Annotated in this window: 22 protein-coding genes; 14 read left to right on the top strand and 8 right to left on the bottom strand. The window is 45.0% G+C overall.

Annotated elements, in window-relative coordinates; all coding sequences use genetic code 11:
- Window positions 1-476 precede the first annotated feature (476 nt).
- Window positions 477-1196, bottom strand: coding sequence for a TerC family protein (locus tag H6G48_RS08040; RefSeq protein WP_079206768.1), 720 nt, complete (start codon window positions 1194-1196; stop codon window positions 477-479).
- Window positions 1197-1385: 189 nt separating this feature from the next.
- Here H6G48_RS08040 and psaM point away from each other — a divergent pair, with 189 nt between their 5' ends.
- The 3 genes from psaM to H6G48_RS08025 all read left to right on the top strand — a co-directional run bounded on the left by psaM (window position 1386) and on the right by H6G48_RS08025 (window position 3515).
- Window positions 1386-1478 carry a photosystem I reaction center subunit XII gene (gene psaM / locus H6G48_RS08035; RefSeq protein ID WP_012264462.1) on the top strand — a complete coding sequence of 31 codons (93 nt, stop codon included), beginning with the start codon at window positions 1386-1388 and terminating at the stop codon, window positions 1476-1478.
- A gap of 162 nt (window positions 1479-1640) precedes the next feature.
- Window positions 1641-1991 (top strand): slr1601 family putative cell division protein, encoded by a 351-nt coding sequence (locus H6G48_RS08030; protein WP_147073229.1) that lies wholly within the window; start codon window positions 1641-1643, stop codon window positions 1989-1991.
- A 396-nt stretch (window positions 1992-2387) separates the two neighbouring features.
- A complete protein-coding gene (locus tag H6G48_RS08025; RefSeq protein WP_190720796.1) occupies window positions 2388-3515 on the top strand; it encodes a THUMP domain-containing class I SAM-dependent RNA methyltransferase in 1128 nt (375 codons plus the stop codon).
- On the opposite strand, the gene mdh is transcribed toward H6G48_RS08025, so the two are convergent.
- The 4 genes from mdh to murD form a co-directional block, all read right to left on the bottom strand.
- Window positions 3516-4493, bottom strand: coding sequence for a malate dehydrogenase (gene mdh / locus H6G48_RS08020; RefSeq protein ID WP_190720792.1), 978 nt, complete (start codon window positions 4491-4493; stop codon window positions 3516-3518).
- A gap of 26 nt (window positions 4494-4519) precedes the next feature.
- The gene (gene ndhO / locus H6G48_RS08015; RefSeq protein WP_045361132.1) at window positions 4520-4735 is read right to left on the bottom strand and encodes an NAD(P)H-quinone oxidoreductase subunit O; all 216 of its coding nucleotides are present in this window, start codon (window positions 4733-4735) and stop codon (window positions 4520-4522) included.
- A 217-nt stretch (window positions 4736-4952) separates the two neighbouring features.
- Window positions 4953-7604 carry a family 10 glycosylhydrolase gene (locus H6G48_RS08010; protein WP_190720789.1) on the bottom strand — a complete coding sequence of 884 codons (2652 nt, stop codon included), beginning with the start codon at window positions 7602-7604 and terminating at the stop codon, window positions 4953-4955.
- A gap of 186 nt (window positions 7605-7790) precedes the next feature.
- Window positions 7791-9140, bottom strand: coding sequence for a UDP-N-acetylmuramoyl-L-alanine--D-glutamate ligase (gene murD, locus H6G48_RS08005; protein WP_190720784.1), 1350 nt, complete (start codon window positions 9138-9140; stop codon window positions 7791-7793).
- A 160-nt stretch (window positions 9141-9300) separates the two neighbouring features.
- Here murD and H6G48_RS08000 point away from each other — a divergent pair, with 160 nt between their 5' ends.
- Window positions 9301-10413: a DUF3747 domain-containing protein gene (locus H6G48_RS08000; protein ID WP_190720780.1), complete on the top strand. Its 1113-nt coding sequence runs from the start codon at window positions 9301-9303 to the stop codon at window positions 10411-10413.
- A gap of 182 nt (window positions 10414-10595) precedes the next feature.
- A protein-coding gene (gene prfB, locus H6G48_RS07995; RefSeq protein WP_125731851.1) for a peptide chain release factor 2 occupies window positions 10596-11703 on the top strand; the annotation gives its coding sequence in 2 pieces (ribosomal slippage) (window positions 10596-10667 and window positions 10669-11703; 1107 coding nt in all).
- Between the two features lie 194 nt (window positions 11704-11897).
- Here the strand turns inward: prfB and H6G48_RS07990 are convergent.
- Entirely contained in the window at window positions 11898-13316 is a 1419-nt protein-coding gene (locus H6G48_RS07990) for an ATP-binding protein (RefSeq protein ID WP_190720778.1), read from the bottom strand.
- 139 nt (window positions 13317-13455) lie between these two features.
- Between H6G48_RS07990 and H6G48_RS07985 the strand changes: the two genes are divergently transcribed.
- Window positions 13456-13707: a hypothetical protein gene (locus H6G48_RS07985; protein ID WP_002739055.1), complete on the top strand. Its 252-nt coding sequence runs from the start codon at window positions 13456-13458 to the stop codon at window positions 13705-13707.
- Between the two features lie 92 nt (window positions 13708-13799).
- On the opposite strand, the gene hemH is transcribed toward H6G48_RS07985, so the two are convergent.
- Window positions 13800-14963, bottom strand: coding sequence for a ferrochelatase (gene hemH / locus H6G48_RS07980; RefSeq protein ID WP_190720775.1), 1164 nt, complete (start codon window positions 14961-14963; stop codon window positions 13800-13802).
- Between the two features lie 119 nt (window positions 14964-15082).
- Here hemH and H6G48_RS07975 point away from each other — a divergent pair, with 119 nt between their 5' ends.
- From H6G48_RS07975 to H6G48_RS07960, 5 genes are all read left to right on the top strand, one after another.
- Complete coding sequence (locus tag H6G48_RS07975; RefSeq protein ID WP_190720772.1) at window positions 15083-15706, top strand: class I SAM-dependent methyltransferase; 624 nt, start codon at window positions 15083-15085, stop codon at window positions 15704-15706.
- Between the two features lie 99 nt (window positions 15707-15805).
- Window positions 15806-16360: a YqeG family HAD IIIA-type phosphatase gene (locus tag H6G48_RS07970; protein ID WP_190720770.1), complete on the top strand. Its 555-nt coding sequence runs from the start codon at window positions 15806-15808 to the stop codon at window positions 16358-16360.
- A 252-nt stretch (window positions 16361-16612) separates the two neighbouring features.
- Window positions 16613-16843 carry a hypothetical protein gene (locus H6G48_RS26190; protein WP_242034574.1) on the top strand — a complete coding sequence of 77 codons (231 nt, stop codon included), beginning with the start codon at window positions 16613-16615 and terminating at the stop codon, window positions 16841-16843.
- A gap of 33 nt (window positions 16844-16876) precedes the next feature.
- Window positions 16877-17368 carry a class I SAM-dependent methyltransferase gene (locus H6G48_RS26185; protein ID WP_287737650.1) on the top strand — a complete coding sequence of 164 codons (492 nt, stop codon included), beginning with the start codon at window positions 16877-16879 and terminating at the stop codon, window positions 17366-17368.
- Window positions 17369-17426: 58 nt separating this feature from the next.
- Window positions 17427-18215, top strand: coding sequence for an ECF transporter S component (locus H6G48_RS07960; RefSeq protein WP_125731853.1), 789 nt, complete (start codon window positions 17427-17429; stop codon window positions 18213-18215).
- Between the two features lie 198 nt (window positions 18216-18413).
- Here H6G48_RS07960 and ilvC read toward each other — a convergent pair whose 3' ends face one another.
- Entirely contained in the window at window positions 18414-19406 is a 993-nt protein-coding gene (ilvC, locus tag H6G48_RS07955; RefSeq protein ID WP_190720765.1) for a ketol-acid reductoisomerase, read from the bottom strand.
- 509 nt (window positions 19407-19915) lie between these two features.
- Here ilvC and pilM point away from each other — a divergent pair.
- The 3 genes from pilM to H6G48_RS07940 are packed head-to-tail and all read left to right on the top strand — an operon-like array spanning window position 19916 to window position 22581.
- Window positions 19916-21031: a type IV pilus assembly protein PilM gene (gene pilM / locus H6G48_RS07950; protein WP_190720762.1), complete on the top strand. Its 1116-nt coding sequence runs from the start codon at window positions 19916-19918 to the stop codon at window positions 21029-21031.
- A 9-nt stretch (window positions 21032-21040) separates the two neighbouring features.
- Window positions 21041-21811, top strand: coding sequence for a PilN domain-containing protein (locus tag H6G48_RS07945; protein ID WP_190720759.1), 771 nt, complete (start codon window positions 21041-21043; stop codon window positions 21809-21811).
- The gene (locus H6G48_RS07940) at window positions 21808-22581 is read left to right on the top strand and encodes a pilus assembly protein (protein ID WP_190720756.1); all 774 of its coding nucleotides are present in this window, start codon (window positions 21808-21810) and stop codon (window positions 22579-22581) included. The genes H6G48_RS07945 and H6G48_RS07940 overlap by 4 nt, the downstream gene beginning before the upstream one ends.
- Window positions 22582-22591 lie beyond the last annotated feature (10 nt).

The raw sequence follows: 22591 nt of genomic DNA, 5'->3' as shown, positions 1-22591 counted from the left end.
GCCATTTTCAAAGGGAAAATGTACCCAGTAGCGTCTTTTCAATTTTTTCTGAGAAGCGACCTGCAGTAAGGGTTTTGTTAATTTTTTAGTATTTCTGTATGGGGGAAGTCCAGTTATTCAAAAAAGTGCCAAAACCGTTTTCTAGTAAGGCTTTCAGTAATATTCAGCAAACCCTAGATAGGGTTTGCTGAATAAATGTGAAATATTGACGAGGTAAGGGGTTTGGGGCTTTTTTGGCGAAGCAGGTGCAAGATTTTCAAGCTAGTGACTCAAAAACCTTGCATCTTGATCGGTTGGCATCCTGTAGGGGCGAAGCATTCGGATAGAAAATCTACGGTTTCAGCGATAGGTTATTGCCCGAATGCTTCGCCCCTACTTTTTCAGCAAACCCTAGATAGTCAACAGCTTAACTGATAACTGATTCAAGGCTGTCTCCTGAATACTGGCTCGGAGAATACTGACTCCTGATGATTATTTTATGGCAATTTATCAGATTGGATGGTATCACTCTCTATTGGTTCTCGATCGTTGCGTTTTGAGAAACCCCAAGCAAAGAGGATAGCAATTAAACTAATCATAATCCATTCCGGCGGCACAAAATCGGGACTAATCACCCGCAACAGCAATCTTAAACCCACCAAACCGACGGTGACAAAACCAGCATCTTCTAGGTGGGTGTATTCCTCTAACCAGCGAATAAATAAACCCGCCATAAAGCGCAGGGTAACTACTCCGATCGTACCACCAAGCAGGATCAACCAAGTATCATCGGCCACGGCGATGGAAGTGGTGACACTATCGAGGGAAAAAGCTAAATCAGTAACGGCAATTAGGGGGATAGCTTGCCAGAGAGAGTGAAACTGGAGACTATGATGGCTGTGATCCTTGTCTTCAGGGGAGGCAAAGTAATTAAAGACTAACCAGAGCAAATATACTGCTCCCAAAAGTTCAAACTGCCAGTATTTAACCACCCAGGTGGCGGTAAGAATCAAGATCATACGGAGAATATAGGCGAAAACTAAGCCAATATTCAAGGCCTGACGTTGACGCTGATGATCTCCTAATCCCTGTGCTATGGAAGCGAGAGCAATGGCGTTATCTGCTGATAATACCGCTTCTAGGGCAATGAGAACCAACAGAATTAACGGGGTTTTTAGACTAAGGGTTAGAGATGAATCAAGGAGCGAGTCTAACATTGAGGCCGCAGGTAAAAATAAATGTAATCATGGCAATACCTCAGCTTAACGCTTTTACAACTTTCTTTTCTAGGGGAGATAACCGTCATCGGGGGGGGGAGATATGAAGTCTTGTAACGAAATGATGCAGAGGACCCCGATGATGTCGGAAAGTATTGGATGAATATCTTTATGAGGAGATAATCAGCAATGCTTTCTGATACTCAAGTTTTAGTCGCTCTGGTAATTGCTTTAATCCCCGGGATTTTGGCTTTTCGTCTAGCGACGGAACTTTATAAGTAAAGTCGCTTTCAATAAACCCTGATCCCGTCTGACCTAGCTATAGGATAGACCGATTGGGGTTTTTTCAGTGATCAGTCATCAGTTACCAGTTATCAGTGATTGGGTGTAACTTGAAGGTAATTAGCCACTTTTCTGACCGATTTTACTTATACTCATAAATCTATGACCGCAGGAACACGAAACCAAACCGACAAAAAAACACGAAAAAAGCCAAAAAGCGGCAATAAATCCCAAACCTGGCAAGTTATCGAGATTTGGATGCGAATTATTGCCTATAGTGCCATTTCCATCACGGCAGTTTTTGCGATCGCTCGTTTGCTACCCTACCAACAGATCCAACAGGCAAAACTGGAAGAAGTGCGTTTGGCAGCCCAAGAAAAGGAGGAACGCGTCAATCAATTGCGCGGTCAATTTACTCGCAGCTTCGATCCTAGTCAAGCGCGGCAAGTCATGGGGGAACAAAGTCCCCGACGGGATCCTAATCAAAGACGCATTTTTTGGGTTTCTCAGTAGATTAGCTGCCCGTGCATCTCAATTACTTGTTAAGACTTCAGGGGAGAGGAGAGAGCCACAGAGTCGGTCTGAGCATTTGTCAGGATAAAACTAATGACCACAGCGACACAATTATTAAGCATTTCTGCCTTGACAAAAGAGGATTATTATGCTCGTGATTGGGTAAAATTTTCCGATGCACTAAATCCTGTGGCATTAATCGATTTTAACTGACTTGAGGGAATCAGATAGGAATTTACAAGGAGATGAAAATTAAAATCTTTCTGTGAAAACTGATAACTCACATCTGATAACTCACATCTGATAACTGATAACTGATAACTGATAACTGATAACTGATAACTGATAACTGATAACTGATAACTGATAACTGATAACTGATAACTGATAACTGAAATGACTCGATCCTATTTTGCTACTACCGCGAGGGGACTAGAAGAAATTGCCGCTAGGGAATTAGAATTCCTAGGGGCCAAAGAAGTGAAACCAGTATTCACCGGAGTCCATTTTCAGGGGGATATCTCCCTACTCTATCGAGTCAATCTTTGGTCAAGAATTATTTTTCGGGTTTTGGTTCCCATTGCCGAAATTCCCTGTGGGGATGGGAAGGAACTGTATGATGGCATTCAAGCCATTGATTGGCGCGATTATCTCAGCAGTGAGGAAACTTTAGCGGTACAATGTACGGGAACGAACGATCGCCTCAATCACACCCATTACACCGCTTTAAGCATCAAAAACGCTATTATCGACCAACAGCGTCAACAGGGGAATCCCCGTTCTTTTGTGGATACAGAAAATCCCGACCTGCAAATTAACGCTCATATCGAGAAAAATCGCTGTGTGCTTAGTTTAGATAGTTCTGGGCACAGTTTGCATCGTCGCGGGTATCATCGGGCCATGGGAGTCGCACCTCTGAAAGAAAGTCTCGCCGCTGCTTTGGTAGAATTATCGGCATGGCAGGATGATATGGCGCTTTTAGACCCTTTTTGTGGTTCGGGAACCATTGTCATCGAAGCGACGTTAAAAGCTTTAAATATTGCCCCCGGTTTATCTCGTTCCCAGTTCGGATTTCAGAAGTGGCCAGACTATCAACCGGATTTATGGCAATCTTTGGTTAAGGAAGCTAAAGAAAAACAAAAATCTCGGCTAAATGCGCCAATTTATGCTAGTGATGCCGATTACGAGGTTTTGCATCAGGCCGAGGATAATGCCTATTTTTGTCAAGTGCAGGAGCATATTAATTTTAGCTTGCAAAGCATCACCGACTTAGAACCGGCGAGCGATCGAGGGATTATTCTCTGTAATCCCCCTTACGGCAAAAGATTGGGCAATACCGAAGAATTAGGGGCCTTATACAAATCCTTCGGTGATGTCTTAAAACAGAGGTTTAAGGGTTGGACAGCCTATATTTTATCGGGAAACAAAGAACTGACCAAACAAATCGGTCTGCGTTCTTCCCGTCGCACTCCCTTGTATAACGGTTCTTTGCCCTGTACCCTCTTAAAATATGAGTTGTATTAGCTACATCAAAACCTTGAGACTGTCAAGAGCTAAATGAACATTTTGACGAACTGAGGCGGCAGAAGTGTGTAGATCCAGACGTTCAGCATCGGTCAAACGCACTTCCAGAATACTTTCCACTCCCCGACAGCCTAGGCGACAGGGAACCCCCAGATAGACATCCTGTAAACCGTATTCACCCTTAAGATAGGCTGCGGCCGGCAGTAAACGGGATTGATTTCTCAATATCGTCTCGACCATGGTACAGGCAGAGGAAGCAGGGGCGTAATAAGCGCCGCCAGTTTGCAGTAATTTGACGATTTCAGCCCCACCGTTGCGAGTTCTCTCCACTAGACGATTAATTGTTATCTCGTCCATTAATTCGGTAATCGGCACACCACTGACGGTACAGTAACGGGGTAGGGGCAACATTAAATCACCGTGACCACCCAAGACCATGGCATGAACGTCGGCGGTACTAACCCCCAATTCCATGGCGATAAAGGTTTGTAAACGGGAAGAATCGAGGACTCCCGCCATTCCCATCACTCTTTGGGGCGGTAAACCGGTTGCTTGCCAGACTAGATAGGTCATCACATCCAGGGGATTGGTGATGACGATAAAAATGGCTTCCGGAGAATACTTGAGGCATTTAGTGGCGGCCTCAACGACGATTTTGGCATTGACATTCATGAGATCATCGCGACTCATGCCCGGTTTTCTGGCTAATCCGGCCGTAATCACGACAATATCCGAGCCTGCCGTGTCTTCGTAGTTATTAGTGCCGATAATCTCGCTGTCGTGCAGTTCTATGCCCTGAGCTTCCATCAAATCTAGGGCAATACCCTGGGGTAAACCATTGACGATATCGAGGAGAACTACATCGGCGAGGTTTTTTTCGGCGATGCGTTGGGCCAGGGTGCGTCCGACGTTACCAGCACCAATAACCGAGACTCGGGGCGATTGACAGGGGAGGAGTGTATCGTAGAAGTCAACCATGGTTTATGGATGAGGCAATATCCTCATCAGGCGGGTTCCAGTTGTTCGAGCTTTAGCCACACACTGGGGGTAGGAACATAGAATTTAATCAAAGCATAATCATCTTTTATATCCAAGACTTCTGCTGTCGAGTTGAACATATAACTGGGTAAACGGCGATCGCTGGCTAGGGCTTCGAGGCTATTTTCTAGGTTTCCCGTCACCACGCGGACTAAAGCTCCTTTCTTAATTGTAGCTGCCATGTTTTTCTCGTTAAATTTGCTTGGGGGTTTTCTTCCATAAATTGTTACATATTCGGGCGGGCCTCTGACAAGAGGGTGTGGGGTGTGGGGTGTGGGGTGTGGGGTGTGGGGTGTGGGAATGATGAATTATGAAGTGGGGAGGTGGGGAAGTGGGGAAATTGAACTAAAACCCTAAAACCCTAAAACCCCAAAACCTGCCTCCTACCTTTTGCCTTAATTAAAACTCAACCATTTGACCATAACTTAAGAGACTTTGTAGGGTGGCGAGGCGATTTTCCCAGACCTGTATTTGATAGGCAGATAAATCTTTTTGTCTGGACATCACAGATTTAAATTTATAGCTAAATCGCTTTAAAGCATTTTGAGTTAAAGTCAAATTGCGAGGGCTGGGATTATTAGCTAATTGCTCTAATAGATTAGCCATTTCGTCCACTTCTTGCCCCCAAGCTTTTAAGGTTCCCTCCTCCATTGCCCATAAATTATTTATTATTAAAAAACTCCACTCTTGACGCAGGGAATTAAACCTCGCCGCCGCCGTTTTGAAGGGTTGACGGTGGGGTAAAGGTTCGGTTTTTTTCGTAATTATCGATCCCTGAATGCGATTAAGAATTGTTTGCAAGTTGGGATTGAGATTTTCTGTGGCAAAAAGAGCGAATCCCGAAGTGGGAAGATTGCGAATAAATTGTAGTTGATCGATCGTGACTTGATCGGGTACTTTTAACAGACGGATACCGGGTATAATCAGAGCATTTCCTGCAATTTGGCGATCAAATAAAGACTTGGTTTTATCTTCTAAAGTCCCTGTATCGAGAGCATAAGTCATTAAAAATATCAGGTCTATCCATTGATTTTGACCCCATTCTTCCCAGTTTTGTTGAATACGATATAATCGTTCTTTTTGTTCTAGGGGAAACACCGCCGCCGACATTTTTAAGTGGGGGCGAATCTGTTTTAAGCGAGTAGAAACCTGCGAGACAAAAGTATCAACCTGACGGATTTTAAAGCTAGTCCATTGTTCCCATAAAGCACCCCGGGGATTTAAAGTAATTGGATCAACTCCCGTCATTTGTTTAAATAACCAGCGGCCGGATTTACCATAACCATAGGTTTGATTAGAATCTTGACTCTGGAAGGGATAGCGAATATAATCTAACTGCAAGCCATCCACATCATAATTCTTGACAATTTCCTCGTAAAGAGATAAAAGATAGTTCTGTACCTCGGGATTAGCAGGATCAAAAAAGGCCTTTTTCATGCCTTGACTGTAATCAAAAGAACCACCACTTTTATTAGTTGCCCCCCAATCGGGATTACGGGATAAAACCGGACCTAGATAATCTAATGGTTGCTCTAATACTTTATTATGAGCTTGATTAGCCGCCGCAAAAACCCACACCCAGGCGTGGATTTCCATATTGCGTTCATGGGCTAATTTAACGGCAACTTTTAGGGGATCCCAACCTCTGGTTAAAGGGTTTTGTTCGGGGGCAACTTGACTGGGATAAATAGTATAACTAGCATTAACTGTCTCGAAAAAGACCACATTAATACCCGCTGCCGCCATGCGATCGAATACTTTAGCTAAATCCTCCTCGTTTTTAGTTTCTACGATCGTGCCTCGATCTAACCACATTGCCCGTATTTCTGGTTGGGCAAATTGTCGATTAGTGGGATAATTATCCCAAAGATTTCGCCGCGCTTGTAACCAAAATTCCCGCGCTTGCGTATAGGAACCCTGAGCAATTAAATTCTGAAAATTATTTAAGGTTCCTTGGGCATTTTCTAGGGCTAAACGGAATCGTCTGGCTGTATCTGAGGTGGGGGAATTTTTCCCGCGATTATGAAATGCTTGTGCTAAGGATTTATCAGTATTGGATATATTACTGTTGCTGGCTTCTAAAGCTAAGAGAGTCACCCCATAACGCCCGATTAATCCCTGCAATTCCGCCGTCATCTGGCTAATTTGTTGAGGAGTTAGGCTGGCTCTGGGGGGAATTGCCTCGGTACTCGGACTTAATCTCGCCGTTTCACTGGGGGGATTTTCTGAAATCTGCGGTAGAGGGCGACGGGGTGCGATCGCAACGCGCTCGCTACGGGAGATCGCTGTTGGGGTATTATTAATATTATTAACTATTGTTGAGCTTCCTTGACAATAGGGCGCAATTGTGCTATTGGAAGAACTGCGATTAATGCCGTAGCGTTGCAGGGCGGTTTCTAGCCAAGCACTATCGAGGGCGAGATTAGCGACGGCATCGCTGCCCCAGCGCCAACCGAGAAAGATCGAGTTATTATTGAGGACAACGGCGGGGGGATTGTTGCGCGCCCCCCAGACGGCAACGGTTTGGCTATTAACTCCCGTGGGGATAACCACACCACCGAGGAGACTGCTGGCTAGAGGTTTTTGGTTTTTCAGTTCACCCAAATTAGTCGGCCGCAGGGTGTAAGCTTGGGAGTGAGGATAAGCCCAGTAAGCCCCAAATAGCGATCGCAATTGATCGCGCACAGCAGGTTCCGAAAGATTCCCCGCCGGACCGGTGACAATAATTTTACCACCGCGATTAAGCCAACGACTCAAGACATCAGCTTGTAAACCGGAAATAGTCTCGACGTTGGGGATGATTAGAACCTTAATTTTATTTAGATCCGCGTCGCTTTGCCACTGATTACTCTGGAGAATGCAGTAATTAACCCCGACATTTTGCAAACGTTCGGTTATAGCTGTCCATTGATTGGCATTTTCTTGACTTTTTAACACTGCCACCGGTGTCGCTAAAACTGGGATCGGCAGCAAGACACCCACACAGGACAAAAGACAGGCAATTAGGGGCTTGTTAAAAAGATGATCAAGATGGAAGGACGATCCCAGCACGTTTTTTCTCTTAATTTTTTTGGTTAACTCCTCCTGATTTTACCCAACTTAGCCGAAAAAGAGGATCTTTGGCAACAAAAATTGCGTCTTAGTCGTCGGCAACAGGGTTTTAGGGTGTTAGGGTGTTGGGGTTTTAGTTGAAATTCCCCACTTCCCCACTTCCCCACTTCCCCACTTCCCCATTCCCTACAACTGTAAACACAACTGCCGGAAGTGATCGCCGCGATGTTCAAAACTTGGGTATTGGTCAAAACTAGCGCAAGCGGGCGATAATAACACCACTTTAGCCTCTTTTGCCGGTCCTAGTTCAGCCGCGCGTTGAACTGCCCTGTCCATCGTTTCTACACATTCATAATCTTGATAACCTGCCGACTGTAAACGAAGGGCAAAATCGGCGGCAGCGTCACCAATCAGCAGCACGGTGGCGACTTTTGCCTTAATTTCAGCGATCCAAGCCCGATCATCCCCTGCTTTCGCTTCTCCCCCCGCGATTAAAATCGCCGGACTAGGGACAGATTTTAAGCCCACTGCGGCGGCATCGTAGTTAGTTGCTTTACTATCATTAATAAAGTCTAGGCCTTTATAGGTACAAACATACTCTAGACGATGGGCAACCCCGGGGAAAGTGGCGATCGCTTCGGTAATGGCTTTTTTCTCGATTCCTGCCAATCTAGCGGCGGCCACAGCCATAAGCAAATTCTGCTGATTGTGACTACCCACCATTTTCAGGAGATTAACCGGGGCAATTAACTCCCCAAAAGCCACGATCCAGTTATCTTGGAGATAAACACCACGACTAGGATCGCCCAAAAGCGCAGCTTTGCCCTGCACAGAAGTCCAATAAGCTTGTTGCCATTGACTAACACCGATTTGACGCAGATAGGGATCATCACCGTTGAGGATTTGGCGATCGCTTTTTTGCAGTAAAGAGGCTTTAATCTGATAATAATTTTCCAGGGTTTGATGACGACTGAGGTGATCGGGGGTAAAAGTTGTCCAGATGCCGATTTTCGGCGATAAATCCCGACTGGACTCGATCTGATAACTACTAATCTCCGCAATAATCCAATCGTATTTATCGGCTTTTAAAGGCAATTCACAGGCAGCATAGCCGATATTACCGCAGGAAGGGGCATTTAACCCCGCTTTTTGAAAAATAGCGGCACAGAGGGCGGTGGTGGTGGTTTTGCCGTTAGTTCCCGTAATACCCAACCAAGGGGAAGATTGCAGATAACGCCAAGCTAATTCTAATTCTCCGATCGTATCGATGCCTTTTTCTCTGGCAGTAATTAAAATCGGGGCATCCCAAGGCACCCCGGGGCTAACCACGATAAGATTAGGCAAGTCCGAAGCCTCTAGACTGAGATTTTGACCAAGATTGACAATAATTCCTTCCCTTTCCAGATTGGTTTTGGTTGCTTGTAAACTGGGAGAATCAGAGCGATCGCTTAATGTCACCTGCCAACCATCCCGTTTTAAGCATCTTGCCGCTGCTATTCCCGATCTTCCCAATCCAATAATCGCCGCTTTCGCCATCTTGTTGCCACTCTACTCAAGAGTCAATTTTTAGCAATCTCTATCCTACTGTGGATTAGGTCGAGTCATAGCTATCTTCCAAGAAAACAAAATTCTCTGGCTTACGTCTAGATCGATAAAATAAATGCAAGTACAATCTCTATAACAACGCTCCCTATTTATGAATCTAAAATCATCCTTAAAATTTACCCTATTGTTTTCACTTCTGGGGGGTTGTCTCCTGACTACACCGAGTCAAGCAACTCTCTTTGAACAAAGAGAAGTTAATCAAGAAGATTTTATCGCTATTGCCCGACCCTACGGTAACGGTAAATACGATTTACTGATTTTGCAACAAATCCCGGGTAAACGCCAATGTTGGGCGGTAAATGGCACAGAACCGACCATTGTTCAGCCTCTGCTGCTCGATTTCGATTTTACGGGCAGTTGTGAACGGGCCACCGACAGTAACGGTTATTCCCTTCGCATTCAGGGCAAAGATTACGGTTTAGAATACCTGCTGCGTATCGTACAACGCAACGGGGAATTAGTCCTCGTGGGAACCCCCCGCAATCCCAGGCAATCGGAGGTAATTATTGGACGGACAAAAGGTTTAGGGACCGGTTTAATGCAAATTTATCTCATCGATGGCTGGCGCTTTACTAAACGCAGTCTAGCCGGTCAAAATCTCAGTCATATCTATCTAACTGCCGATAGTCCCAATTTCAATCCTCCCCCGGAATTACTCGCAGGTAATAGTTATTCCCTCCCCAGAGAATCCGTCAAAGCAGAAACACCTGTTAATCCTGCTGCTAATCCCGAAGTGCGAGAATATACTTTTACCGCTGCAGAAACAGCAGTAGAGAGCAATCCTCAGCCAGTGGTCAATAATCCAGTACCAGAGCCAAATTTAACGCCACCGTCCCCAGTTACCCCTAATTTACCCCCCCTGACTCCTCCCAATTCTCAGAATAATAATGCAATTGTACCACCTCCGCCACCGCGCAACCTAGGCAATCCCAGAAGTTTATCAGACGTAATCACTTTTAATCGGGCTGCCGCTAATCCCAGTAGTGGTAATATGAGCAATAGTAGTCGCCAAGGTTTTAAAGTAGTAATCGAAGCTAAAACAGAGAGCGATCGCACTAGGGTTCGTTCTCTCTATCCCGACGCTTTCCCCACTTCCCACCAAGGTCGTCGCGTCTGGCAAATAGGCGCGTTTAGTAGTCGCGATAAGGCTGAAAACGCTTTACAAACTCTTGCCCCCCTGCGCGGATCGATCGTACCATTTTAGCGAACGCTGGAACTGCGGAACGGGGAACAGAGAGTCGATAGGGGAAATGGGAAAATGGGGGAATTTCAACTAAGACCCCAAAACCCTAAAACCCCAACTCCCTAAAACCCCAAATCTCAACTCCTGACGACCGACGACCGACTCCTAGAGTAACTGATAACTGATAACTGATAACTGAAAACATGGAAATATCGGAACTAAAAAAAGGTATCGAGATAGTAGGATTGCGCCTGGGTAAAACCCAGGACTATCTTTGACTTACCCACTTTAAGGGCGAAAATTAAAGACTTAGAACAGGTGGCGGCCGTCCCTACTTTTTGGGATAATCTCGATACGGCTCAAAAAACCCTGCAAGAACTAAATGAATGTAAATCTTCTTTAGAAACCTATCAGGGTTGGTGTGGGCAATTAGAAGATACCAAGGCAATTATCGAGTTATTAGAATTAGAATCCGATCGAACTTTACTAGAAGAAGCGACAGACAACTTAACTCATTTACAGCATGACCTCGATCGCTGGGAATTGCAACAGCTTTTAAATGGTCCCTACGACGCAAAAGGAGCGGTTTTAACGATTAATGCGGGGGCCGGGGGAACCGATGCCCAAGATTGGACAGAAATGCTCCTGAGAATGTATTCTCGCTGGGCCGAGAAACAGGGTTATAAAGTCACTTTAGCGGAAATATCAGAAGGAGATGAAGCGGGAATTAAATCGGTGACAATTGAGATTGCCGGAACTTATGCTTACGGTTATCTGAAAGGAGAAAAAGGCACCCATCGGTTAGTCAGAATTTCCCCTTTTAATGCTAATGGTAAACGTCAAACCAGTTTCGCCGGGGTGGAAGTGATGCCAATTTTGGGCGATGATGCGGTGAGGGTAGAAATTCCCGATAAAGATTTAGAAATTACCACCACTAGATCTGGGGGAAAAGGTGGACAAAATGTTAATAAAGTGGAAACTGCCGTGCGTGTAGTTCATCTTCCCACAGGTATCGCTGTACGTTGTACCCAAGAGCGATCGCAATTACAAAATAAAGAAAAAGCCCTAGCTTTATTAAAGGCGAAATTGTTAATTATTGCTCGGGAACAACAGGCTCAAGCGATCGCCGAAATTCGCGGCGATATGGTGGAGGCCGCTTGGGGCAATCAAATCCGTAACTATGTTTTTCATCCCTATCAATTGGTTAAGGATCTCCGCAGTAATGTGGAAACCACCGATGTTACCCGGGTAATGAATGGGGATTTAGATAGCTTTATTGAAGCCTATTTACGTTTGGGGGGTGCAGTTTAAAGAAATGTATCGCCGTTGTCGTCCACAAGTCCCACTCCCGTGTGGACGCGATGATAAAATCTCCTCTTGGAAAAATGTCGATTTGCGTTGAAGCACTTTTTTGCTCGCTGTATAAGGGTTTCGCCGATTTGACATCCCTAAAATGGATTTGCGTTGAAGCACTTTTTAGCATTTCCACTTCGCTCAAGGCTAGTCTAGGCCCAAAAGGGGAGATAACGAGCATAACGAGTTGATTTAGATTCAGATTCGTCAAGTTTAATCAGTCCTGCTTCTTTAGTTGCCCCAATCACTTGAGAAACAGTATTGTTTTTTGATTCATTTAAACAAAAGCGATTTCGTAAGGTTTGGTTAGACATCCGTTGATTATCGACATAGAGGAGACAACAGTGCTGATAACAAGCGCGAATACGGTCAGATTGACTCATTTTGCCAAAATCCTGATGAGCGAATAGGATAGAAGTTGTTCGGATCTCACCTACTCTAAAATCTGGTGCGGGAAGTTGAAATTTCTCGGCAGCGGAAATAACTTTATCAATACCACTGCCCTTTTCTTCACAAATGCCAAAACGACGCATTATGTCAGCTAATTGCTCATTACGGGAGCGATATTCGTCTATAAAGCGTTCTACTTTGATAAAAGGAATACCAGGGTTAGAGATTTCTACTCGATCATCATACATTTCAATCATCACCGAAGCGCCTGTAGCGAGAAAGTCCTGATGAATCAAAGCATTGGCGATCAGTTCTCGCAAAGCTTGTGGAGGAAACATTTTCACTTCTTCCCTAAGAACCTCCTCGATGACGCGATTTTGAGGGGCTAAATCGTGGACAAAATTAACTAAACCATCAAAACCCACAGCATATCCCTTAGTTCCTGTCTGTTCCAGTCGAGTTTTAATTTTACCTGTTCCCTCATAGATAATCACTCGTGGTGCTTTACGCGCTAAGGTAGGGGAAAAGCTCTCAAGTTGTCTGGCCAGAAGGATGGCAGATAAATTAGGAATTGTCCAACCTTTTGATGTTTTGTCAAGGAGTTGATCGCTTTGTAATCTTTCTAAAACAGCATCACGATGGCTAGGATAGGGAAGCTTGAGCAATTCAAAGTAGGTTTGGGTGTCTAATAGGTCAATAACCTCATCTGGACTAGCATGAGAACGAGCAGGTTGACAAAACCAATCTTGTTGATCTTCAGCAAAGATGCGCTTAAGCAGATCAGGTGTCATGGGTACTAAGTCTTCCCCTGCTCGCATTAGATAAGCACCTTCAAAGGCGATAGGTTGTCCTGTGGGACGGGTTGGCACTTCAAAAACCAAGACACGACCATCAGGGTGGGCCAATTCGGTGATTTCCACGCGCAAGCGAAGTTTTTGAACGATTAGCGATTTAATGCTGTTAATTTCTTCGGGTGTAGGAAAGGCTTGTGAACCAACAATTTTACGGGGACGTTTATCGGTAACACCTAAGATAAAATGGCCACCTCCTTCATTAGCAAGGGCGACGCAATATTTTAACAGTTTGATTGTATCAAATTGATTTTTAGCCTGTTTAAATTCTAGTCGCTCATTTTCCACTGGAGCATTTAACCAACCTTCTAGGGTCTCTAGGTTTATCATGCAGTAATCTCCTTCTGGGTGGGAATTTACGTTTGGGGGGGAACAGTGCAGGTTATACTGATTCCTAAGATGAGAGCAGCTCTATTTTCTCGCAAATTCTGTTCTTATGCTATTTGTCCTCTACTAAGAAGAAAAATCAATGGTTATTATCGAGATTACCAATGTGGAAGAAATATTGAGCGCAAAAATTGGCTCTTTCGCTGCTAAAATCGTCCAAGCTCTAGCAGATGATGAGGGGAAAGTGGAAGAGGTTCTCATCAAAGAATTACAGGCTAATTTTCAGGAAAGGGGCATTAAAGCTAATCTGTTTAGCGTCACTGGGTTAGATATGCTCGGCAATGGCAGGCTAGAAGTTAACGTTAATGTTCGTTCTGCTAATATGATGTCCTAAGAGATAAAATCGCCAATGGTTGGGTTAAATATAGTTAAACCCAACCTTATTTTGGTAGTTACCATCAAAAGCAATGGCAACGAAGCTTGAGGTTATAATAAACCAACAAAATGTAACGGTCCTTGACCGGTAATTAATTCGATAATAATTGCCAGAAAACCGATCATCGCTAATCGACCATTCCACACCTCGGCTGCCGTTGTCATCCCCCATTCCCAACGTTCCTGGGGATACATTTTCATATTCGCTTTCGGACGGGTAATTTGCTCGAAAGTGGTGGGTTTCTCGTCTAGGGATTTGACCACTAACTGGGAGAGAGATTCGATAAACATCGGGTGAGTGTTAAGAGCCGGTACTCGCTGAAAATGTTCAATTCCCGCTTCTTCCGCCACTTCTCGGTACTCTATATCGATTTCTTGCAGGGTTTCGATGTGTTCTGAGACAAAGCTAATCGGCACGACCAATAAATTCTTAATTCCCTGCTCTCCCAACCCTTTTAAAGCATCTTCAGTATAGGGTTTTAGCCATTCCACCGGACCGACGCGACTTTGATAGGCTAAAGTGTACTGATTGGGTCGGTTTAGCGTACGCATGATCGCCCTAGTGCATTCTTCAATTTGCCTTTGATAGGGATCTCCCGCTTCCTCCACATAACTTTGGGGGACACCATGGGCGCTAAAAAAGATATGTACTTGGTCAGGATGAGGACACTGCTCTAATTCTCGCGCGATCAGATCGGCCATAGCACTCAGATAAGTGGGATGATCGTACCAAGAAGGGATGAGAGTATATTCCGTCAAACGCAGATAGGGATCATCCTGCCACATTTCCTCCAGCACACGAAAACTGGAACCACTGGTACTGATGGAAAATTGGGGATAAAGGGGAAGAATAACCAATTTTTTGATATGATCCCGTTTAATCCGCTCGATCGCTTCTTCGGTGAAGGGATTCCAATAACGCATCCCGATATAAACGCTCACCTCGCGCCCCATTTCCTTGAGACGTTGTTGCAGTGCCGTGGCCTGTGCTTCCGTAATCTTGAGTAAAGGGGAGCCACCACCAATCTGGCGGTAATTTTCCTGGGATTTACTCGCTCTTAGCGTCGATATTAACCAAGCTAACGGTTTTTGTAATCCTTTGATCGGTAAACGGATGATCTCTGGGTCAGAAAAAAGGTTAAATAGAAAAGGACGCACATCCTCTAACCGCTCTGGCCCACCCAAATTTAATAATAAAACCCCAACGCGACCCATAGTGTTAACAGATAATTTTTAAATTTTCAGATTCTTTACCAAGTTTAACAATATATCGGTGGAACCGTTAAAACAAATTACAGACAATATCGAACTTAATCAAATCTTGGAGGTTGATCTTGGCGACAATTTTACGTCCCCTCAGTTATCAATATCAATGGCTTTACGATGGTATCTCCCGTCTGGCTGCCCTAGCGGTGGGTGGGGAGCCCCGTTTTCGGCAATTGGCCCTAGAAGGTTTAAAAATCGCTAAAAATGACCCTATCCTCGATCTCTGTTGTGGTGCGGGTCAAACCACCCGTTATTTAGTACCCCTATCCGATCGCTGTACCGGTTTAGATGTCTCTCCCCGGGCCCTGGAGCGAGCTAGTTTAGCGGTGCCGCAAGCGCATTATGTGGAGGGATTAGCCGAAAAAATGCCCTTTAATGCCGGAGAATTCGCCTTTGTTCATACTAGCGCCGCTCTCCACGAAATGGAACCGGAGCAGTTAGAGGAAATCCTCAAAGAAGTGTATCGAGTTCTCAGACCGGGGGGAATTTTTGCCCTCGTGGATTTTCATCGACCCACTAACCCGCTTTTTTGGCCTTCTTTGGCCCTATTTTTGCAATTATTTGAAACCCATACCGCTTGGCAGTTTATCGATAGGGACCTGATCCAATCTTTACAGGCGCTCGGTTTTCGTGATTGTCAACAAAAATTATACGCTGGTGGCAGTTTACAGGTGATTCAAGCGGCCAAGTGAAGGGATCGGCCAGGCAAGATTTTCAGAGGCAGTCGGTCATTTATACTAAGTAGGGAAGCTGAGTTCGATCGACTCGGTGCCAGTTATTTTTGAGAAGTAATGACTAGAACAAAAATTCTACAACCCGATTTAATTTTAGGGGATACGATTCTCGGTCTCAGTCTGGAGATTTTGAGTCAGCATCAAATTAAAGGATTGATTCTCGATGTGGACGATACCCTTGTTCCCCTCCAGGAAACGACGGTTTCTGACGATTTACAGCGTTGGGTCGATTCCTTGCGTCTTTATCTACCGATTTGGTTGGTAAGCAATAATCTTAGCGAAAATCGTATCGGTGCGATCGCTGATAATTTACAACTTCCCTACCTTCTCGGTGCGGTGAAACCCTCTCGACGCAAACTCCGGCAAGCGATGGCAGCCATGAGTCTCCCCCCCCAACAAATTGCTATGGTTGGCGATCGCTTGTTGACCGATGTTTTAGCGGGAAATCGTCTGGGAATGTTTACCATTCTGGTGAAACCAATGGTAAATCCCTTGACGGGGGGGGCAGCTTATCCAATCCACGATTTTGAGGTGTGGATATCACAAATTCTCGGCGTTTCCCTGCATCCGCAGCATTACTTAATAAAACCTGACCAATCCTCACAAAAGTAAATATTAAAAAATAATTAAGTATAGAGAAAAGGAGGGAAAAGTAGGAAATACTATAGATAATTTGAAATGAGGTCAGCCGAGATAAAGACCTTAAATATAACAAGGTCAATAGATGGACGGTGCCAGTTTTTGCGGATATACGCCAAAAGCTGGCACTACTGTTTTAACGAAAACTTCCTGCTATAATTTGGCCAGATTGTGAGACAATGGGGAACGATTTTTTAGTTAATTCTCCCTGGCTTCACTCTATATATGAATCGAGATTCTTCCCTGCTATCATCCTCCTCGGTTGCGGAATTCAAGCGCAATTCCTTTGATTTGGAGTCACACCTACAAAACTTTTTACAATTAGACCCAGAAATTCTACAAGCAAAATTAGCGATAGCAAAAGATTCCTTAGCGGCCTTAGCTCATCAAGAATTTTCTTGGACAAATCCAGATTATTTCTATCAGGAACAAGTCAAAGAAAAATATTTATTTTAATTATCTGCTTGGCATTTATCCAGTCAAGAATATATCGGGGAAACCCTGAGATTAATTGATGATCACGGTAGCGGAAAAGTCTTAGATTTTGGTGGCGGAATCGGTACTCATGCCCTAGCTGCCGCAATAAATTCTGGGGTTGAACAGGTGATCTATTGCGATCTTAATCCCCTACATCATGAATTTGTTCGCTTTCGTGCCGAGCAATTAAATCTCGATACTAATAAGCTCTCATTCTATACGGAAATTCCCGAACGGCTAAAATTTGACACGATTATCTGTTTGGATGTCATCGAGCATTTGCCCTCACCTACAGTCCAACTTAAAAAGTTCTATGACTGGTTAAACCCAGGAGGAAAGCTAATTATTAACTGGTATTTTTTCAAAGGATTTAATCAAGAATATCCCTTTCATCTCGACGATCCCAAAATTATTGAGAGCTTTTTTCAAACCCTACAAAAAGATTTCCTAGAGATTTTTCATCCCTATCACATTACCGTGCGCTGTTATCGAAAAAATCAATAATTGCCGGAAGAAGATCAAACCAGAGGATGATAGAAAAGTTAGAATTACCCTTGCAACTATGACCCTAGATATTATCCCCGAAGGCGAAGAACGCAAAGTGGAAGCTGTCAGTAGTGCCGCCATTGATGGTGCGCCGATCGCCTATATTGTCGTCTTAGCGGCCATTGTCACTACCCTTTCTTTTATTCCCTTCTCCATTGTCCTCGCTTCCGGCGGTAGTATGCCCCTCAGTCAAGCGGTTTTTCCCCTCTTGGGTTGGTTACTCGGCCCGATCGCTGGAGCGATCGCTAGTGGCATCGGGTCCTTAATTGGGGCTTTCCTTGCCCCCTACACGGCAGGAATTCCCGCTATTTCGGTCTTTGGGGCAATTATAGCCAGTTTTGTGGCGGGAACGATGGTTTTAGGCAAAAAACGCCGTTATTGGTGGTTAGGATTAACGTTAATTTTTCTGATTCCCCTGTTTATCTACGCTAACCGGGCGATCGGACTGAACGGCATTTCGCCACGAATCTTTATTGCCGGGGCTTTCGTCGATTGGTCAGCTTTGGTATTATTTATCCTACCAACCCGGACTCTTTTTACCCATTGGATCAAAGGCAGCAATTTGGCCCTAGTAGCGGCGGGAATTTTTGGGGGTACCTGGACCGCCAGCGGCCTCTCCCATTTAGGGGCCGTCGCCATTACCTACTCGATTTTTAACTGGCCCGAAGAAGTCTGGATCGCTTTAATTCCGATCATTCCTGTAGAAAATCTGATTCGTTCCTTTGTCGGTATGGTGATCGGTTGTGGTGTGATTGCCGGTTTACGGGCGATCGGTCTGGTTAAATCAAGAGAGGCGATCTACTAAGGGACTTGCGCTTTGATAATGTACCATTTATGGCTTGTCTGATTCTTCTACAGAGCGACTGTCTGGCTGGGATATTATTCCTACGCAGGTTCCTAAATAGGAAGTTTTCCTTTTGGGGAGTGGGGGGTCGAGTGTCGGGACGGACGCAAGGGCAAGAATTGCCTGGTTGCCTCCAACCCCCCACCGAAAAAAAGAGAACTAGCGTTTTAGCCAACTCATCATCGCCCGCAGATCTTGACCGACTTCTTCGATCGAATGTTCTGCTTCTTGACGACGCATAGCGGTGAACCCCGGTTTACCTGCTTGATTTTCGAGGACAAACTCTCTGGCGAATTGTCCCGATTGAATTTCCCCGAGGATTTTCCGCATTTCGGCCTTAGTCGCTTCCGTCACCACCCGCGGACCGCGAGTGTAGTCACCGTACTCGGCTGTATTGGAAATACTATCGCGCATTTTGGCTAAACCGCCCTCGACGATCAGATCGACGATCAGTTTCACTTCGTGTAAACACTCAAAATAGGCTAATTCGGGCTGATAACCAGCTTCCACGAGGGTTTCAAAGCCGGCTTTAATTAAAGCACTTAAACCGCCGCATAATACTGCCTGTTCGCCAAAAAGGTCTGTTTCTGTCTCCTCGCGGAAAGTGGTTTCCAAAACTCCGGCCCGAGTGCCACCGATACCTTTAGCGTAGGCCATCGCCCGATCGCGTGCTTGGCCGGTAGCATCTTGATAGACGGCGAATAAACAGGGGACTCCTTGACCTTGTTCGTAGGTGCGACGGACGAGATGGCCCGGTCCTTTGGGTGCGACCATAACCACATCAACGTTAGCCGGGGGAACCACTTGACCGAAATGAATATTAAAGCCGTGGGCAAAAGATAAAACCTTGCCTTCGCTTAAATTCGGGGCAATTTCGTGGAGATAAATCGTTTTCTGCACTTCATCCGGTAAGAGGATCATGATCCAGTCGGCAATTTTAGCGGCTTGGGCCACATCATAAACCGGAATACCGGCTTCTTTGGCTTTGATTGCCGATTTACTGCCGGGATATAGACCAACAATCACATTAACGCCACTATCCTTGAGATTTAATGCGTGGGCATGACCCTGGGAACCATAACCAATAATAGCGATCGTTTTTCCCGCTAATAAATCTAAATTGGCATCCTCATCATAGTACATTCGTGCCATCGAAATCGCTCCTTAACTTCTTTTGTCACTGTGCAAACTCCTAATTATAGGGGAAAATCACGCCCGTCAGAAGCATTTGATCGCCGGTTTCCTGGAGTCAAGAAAAAATAGTGCCTAGAAAAATTGAAATTTTCTCTAGATAATTGGGTATTCTAACTAGGCTTGGCTGGCTTGATCTAGTGGAGCAGAAAAAAAAGGGGGGGTAATGGCCAATTTTTCGCTTGGACTTGGTTCTTTCACCAAAATTGAGTACAATGTCACTATCATTAAGCACTTCCTCTCCTCTCACCTAGTTAAGATTAACCTCGATCTGAACACAGATAATCGGGTTAGTATTTAGTGCAGAAATAGCTTCTCTCCTTCTCGATTTTTACCTTTTCTGGGTAATTTACCCAGTCAGGATCGTTTATAGACTGATTTACTGCCTTGATCGACCCTAGATAAAATCAGGTCAAAAAATTATTGGCTTTGTTAATCACTAATTCTCTTAGAGCTGCCCGGGAAAATCTATGGTAAGTTTTTTTAAAAAGCTATTGACAAAAAAACCTCAAGGTGTTGGGTTAGAGATCACCCCAGAGCGTATTAACATAGCTCAGATCGCCAAACAGGGACAAAATTATAAATTAGTTAAATGTTGTTCGTCGGATATCCCGGAAGGCATCTTTGAGGAGGGAAAAATCGTCGATTCCCCCGCTTTAGCGGAATTAATCCAAGAAGTCCTCAAGGAAAATAAAATTAACAGCAAACGAGTCGCTACTGGTGTGCCGATGCGCGAGTCAATTATCCGGATTATCCCCATTCCCTCGGAATTGGACGATCAGGAATTGCACAATCTGGTCTTAAATCATGAGGCTAGTTTATACCTTCCCTATCCTCGCGAGGAAGTGGATCTCGACTACCAAAAACTACGCTACTTTCAGGATGAAGACGGGATCGAAAAAGTACAAGTATTATTAGTTGCTACTCGTCGGGAGATTACCGATGCCTATATGGAAACCTTCCAACAGGCAGGATTACAGGTAGATGTGCTAGAAATTAATAGTTTTGCCCTAATTCGGACGATTCGCGAGCATTTGCGACAGTTTAGTTCCAATGAAGCCGCCGTTATTGTTGATATAGAATTTGATAACACGGAAATTGCCATCGTGGTGGACGGCGTTCCCCAATTTTCCCGCACTGTCCCCATCGGCACTTTCCAGCTACAAAATGCCCTCTCCAGGGCGATGAATTTGCCCACCTCCCGCAGTCCTGAGATTCTTTTGGGGATGACAATTCCGATTATTGCCTTTGATAGTCTTAGCACCAATACCGGCACTTCCGGGGCCCCTACTAACGCCGGGATGACGGCACTGATGCGCGTTTTAGGGGAATTAACCGATGAGTTACGGCGATCGATTAATTTCTATCTTAACCAAAGTGATGAAATGGAAATCGTCCAGTTACTTTTAGCCGGTCCCGGGGGCGGTTTAGCGCAACTAGACGAATACTTTACTCAACGTCTCAGCGTCCCCACCATGGCAATCGATCCGATCGCATCACTGAACTTAGATACAACTCAAGAGATTCCTAATACCGAAAGACCTGGATTAGGAACAGTTCTCGGTTTAGGATTACGGGAGGTATAGACAAAAATTATGTATAGTCTTGACGTTAATTTTCTTAAGGATCGCCATCTTAACCAAACGGGCAAAGGAACCCCCGCGGTCAAGATTTCCACCGCTATTAACCTGCGTAAACAAACACCCCTGTGGATCGGTGTGGGAGTGGGGGCAGGATTATTGACACTGACGGGATTACTCGGTTTAATCGTCGGTTTGCAAACCAGCGAAACTCAGGCCCTAATTCAGCAACTGGACTCGGAATTAGGTCAACTGCAAGCCCAAAGCAAAAAGCTAGAAGACATGAAAGCGCAACTAACGGCGGTAGGAGAAGAAAATGAAGCTCTGGTGACTGTATTCAATCAGATTAGGCCTTGGTCAGCTATTCTTCAGGAAATTCGCCTGCAAACTCCCCCTAGCGTCCAGCTAACCAGTGTGCAGCAGGTGGAGGTTCCCGCTGCCCCAGATCAAGGGCAACCGAATCGGGCTACTCAGTTAAAAATCAGTGGTTTTGCCAGTAGTTACGAAGCAGTAAATGATTATCTCTTAACCCTGCAAGCTTCTCCTTTTTTACAGGGCAAGAAAACCGCGATCGAAAGTGCTGCCCTGGCCGATTTACCCGTACAGGTGGCCAATCAGTACAAAAATATTAATGTCACTTTCCCCCAAGCGGTTCAATTTGTGATCACCGCCCAATTAAGTGATACTCCCGCTACTCAACAACTGCCCAATCTCGCCCGGAATGGAGCACTCGGAGTTGTCACTAGGATTAATACTCTCAAACGCCAAGGAGCCATTCAACCATGACCTTTACCGAAGAATTTGAAGATCGGGAATTAGAGGAATTTGACGAGTATCCTATCGCTTTCGGGATAACTTTTACTCCCCGCAATAGTGGCATCGCTGCCGCTGTGCTAGGTTTACTTGGCTCTTTCTATCTGCTTTTTAACTGGGTGATGCCCGCTTATGATACCTGGCAACAGTTGCAAAACGATGCAGCTGGCAAACAACAACAGATAGATCAACAAAAAAGCGGTCTCAGACCAGCCGAATTAGCAAAAATTGAGAGTCAGTTGCAACAAAAAGAGGCAACTAAACAGCAAATACTCTCGCTTTTTGCGAAAGAAAAAGACTTAAGCACTATTCTCTTAGATATTAGTAATATCTTTAAGTCTCGCAATGTTAAGCTGATTAGTTTCCAACCCCAACGACTAGAACCGGTGGTGGTCTCCGATGGTTCCCTCGGTAGCGCAGTTAATAATAAGCTCAAACGTCAAACTCTTAACGTCAAGCTCGAAGGGAACTATGCTAACACTCAAGAGGTTATTCGGGATTTAGAAAGATTACAGCCGCTCATTTTGCTAAACAGTCTCAATACCCAGATGGAAAAGGAAGGATCGGCGGTTAAAGTGGTTAGTACCGGCAACAATAAAGCCACTATCGTTCCCCAAGGCGATAAACCCGTTACTACCACCTTTCTTCTCGATGTGATTATTCCTCTCAATGCCGCCGAATTAGCGAAATTAGCACCGCCCCCCCCCGCCGAAGGTCAACCCCCCGCTAGTCCGCCCCAATAATAGTCTTCAA

The organism is Microcystis flos-aquae FACHB-1344 (genome assembly GCF_014698375.1).
Lineage (GTDB): Bacteria > Cyanobacteriota > Cyanobacteriia > Cyanobacteriales > Microcystaceae > Microcystis > Microcystis aeruginosa.
The sequence above is the reverse complement of the archived record's forward strand: the minus strand, read 5'-3'. Positions and strand labels throughout refer to the sequence as shown.

Coding starts and splice junctions, on each gene's coding strand:
- H6G48_RS08040 (WP_079206768.1), bottom strand. CDS start 1,196: ATGTTAGACTCGCTCCTTGATTCATCTCTAACCCTTAGTCTAAAAACC.
- psaM (WP_012264462.1), top strand. CDS start 1,386: ATGCTTTCTGATACTCAAGTTTTAGTCGCTCTGGTAATTGCTTTAATC.
- H6G48_RS08030 (WP_147073229.1), top strand. CDS start 1,641: ATGACCGCAGGAACACGAAACCAAACCGACAAAAAAACACGAAAAAAG.
- H6G48_RS08025 (WP_190720796.1), top strand. CDS start 2,388: ATGACTCGATCCTATTTTGCTACTACCGCGAGGGGACTAGAAGAAATT.
- mdh (WP_190720792.1), bottom strand. CDS start 4,493: ATGGTTGACTTCTACGATACACTCCTCCCCTGTCAATCGCCCCGAGTC.
- ndhO (WP_045361132.1), bottom strand. CDS start 4,735: ATGGCAGCTACAATTAAGAAAGGAGCTTTAGTCCGCGTGGTGACGGGA.
- murD (WP_190720784.1), bottom strand. CDS start 9,140: ATGGCGAAAGCGGCGATTATTGGATTGGGAAGATCGGGAATAGCAGCG.
- H6G48_RS08000 (WP_190720780.1), top strand. CDS start 9,301: ATGAATCTAAAATCATCCTTAAAATTTACCCTATTGTTTTCACTTCTG.
- H6G48_RS07990 (WP_190720778.1), bottom strand. CDS start 13,316: ATGATAAACCTAGAGACCCTAGAAGGTTGGTTAAATGCTCCAGTGGAA.
- H6G48_RS07985 (WP_002739055.1), top strand. CDS start 13,456: ATGGTTATTATCGAGATTACCAATGTGGAAGAAATATTGAGCGCAAAA.
- hemH (WP_190720775.1), bottom strand. CDS start 14,963: ATGGGTCGCGTTGGGGTTTTATTATTAAATTTGGGTGGGCCAGAGCGG.
- H6G48_RS07970 (WP_190720770.1), top strand. CDS start 15,806: ATGACTAGAACAAAAATTCTACAACCCGATTTAATTTTAGGGGATACG.
- H6G48_RS26190 (WP_242034574.1), top strand. CDS start 16,613: ATGAATCGAGATTCTTCCCTGCTATCATCCTCCTCGGTTGCGGAATTC.
- H6G48_RS07960 (WP_125731853.1), top strand. CDS start 17,427: ATGACCCTAGATATTATCCCCGAAGGCGAAGAACGCAAAGTGGAAGCT.
- ilvC (WP_190720765.1), bottom strand. CDS start 19,406: ATGGCACGAATGTACTATGATGAGGATGCCAATTTAGATTTATTAGCG.
- pilM (WP_190720762.1), top strand. CDS start 19,916: ATGGTAAGTTTTTTTAAAAAGCTATTGACAAAAAAACCTCAAGGTGTT.
- H6G48_RS07945 (WP_190720759.1), top strand. CDS start 21,041: ATGTATAGTCTTGACGTTAATTTTCTTAAGGATCGCCATCTTAACCAA.
- H6G48_RS07940 (WP_190720756.1), top strand. CDS start 21,808: ATGACCTTTACCGAAGAATTTGAAGATCGGGAATTAGAGGAATTTGAC.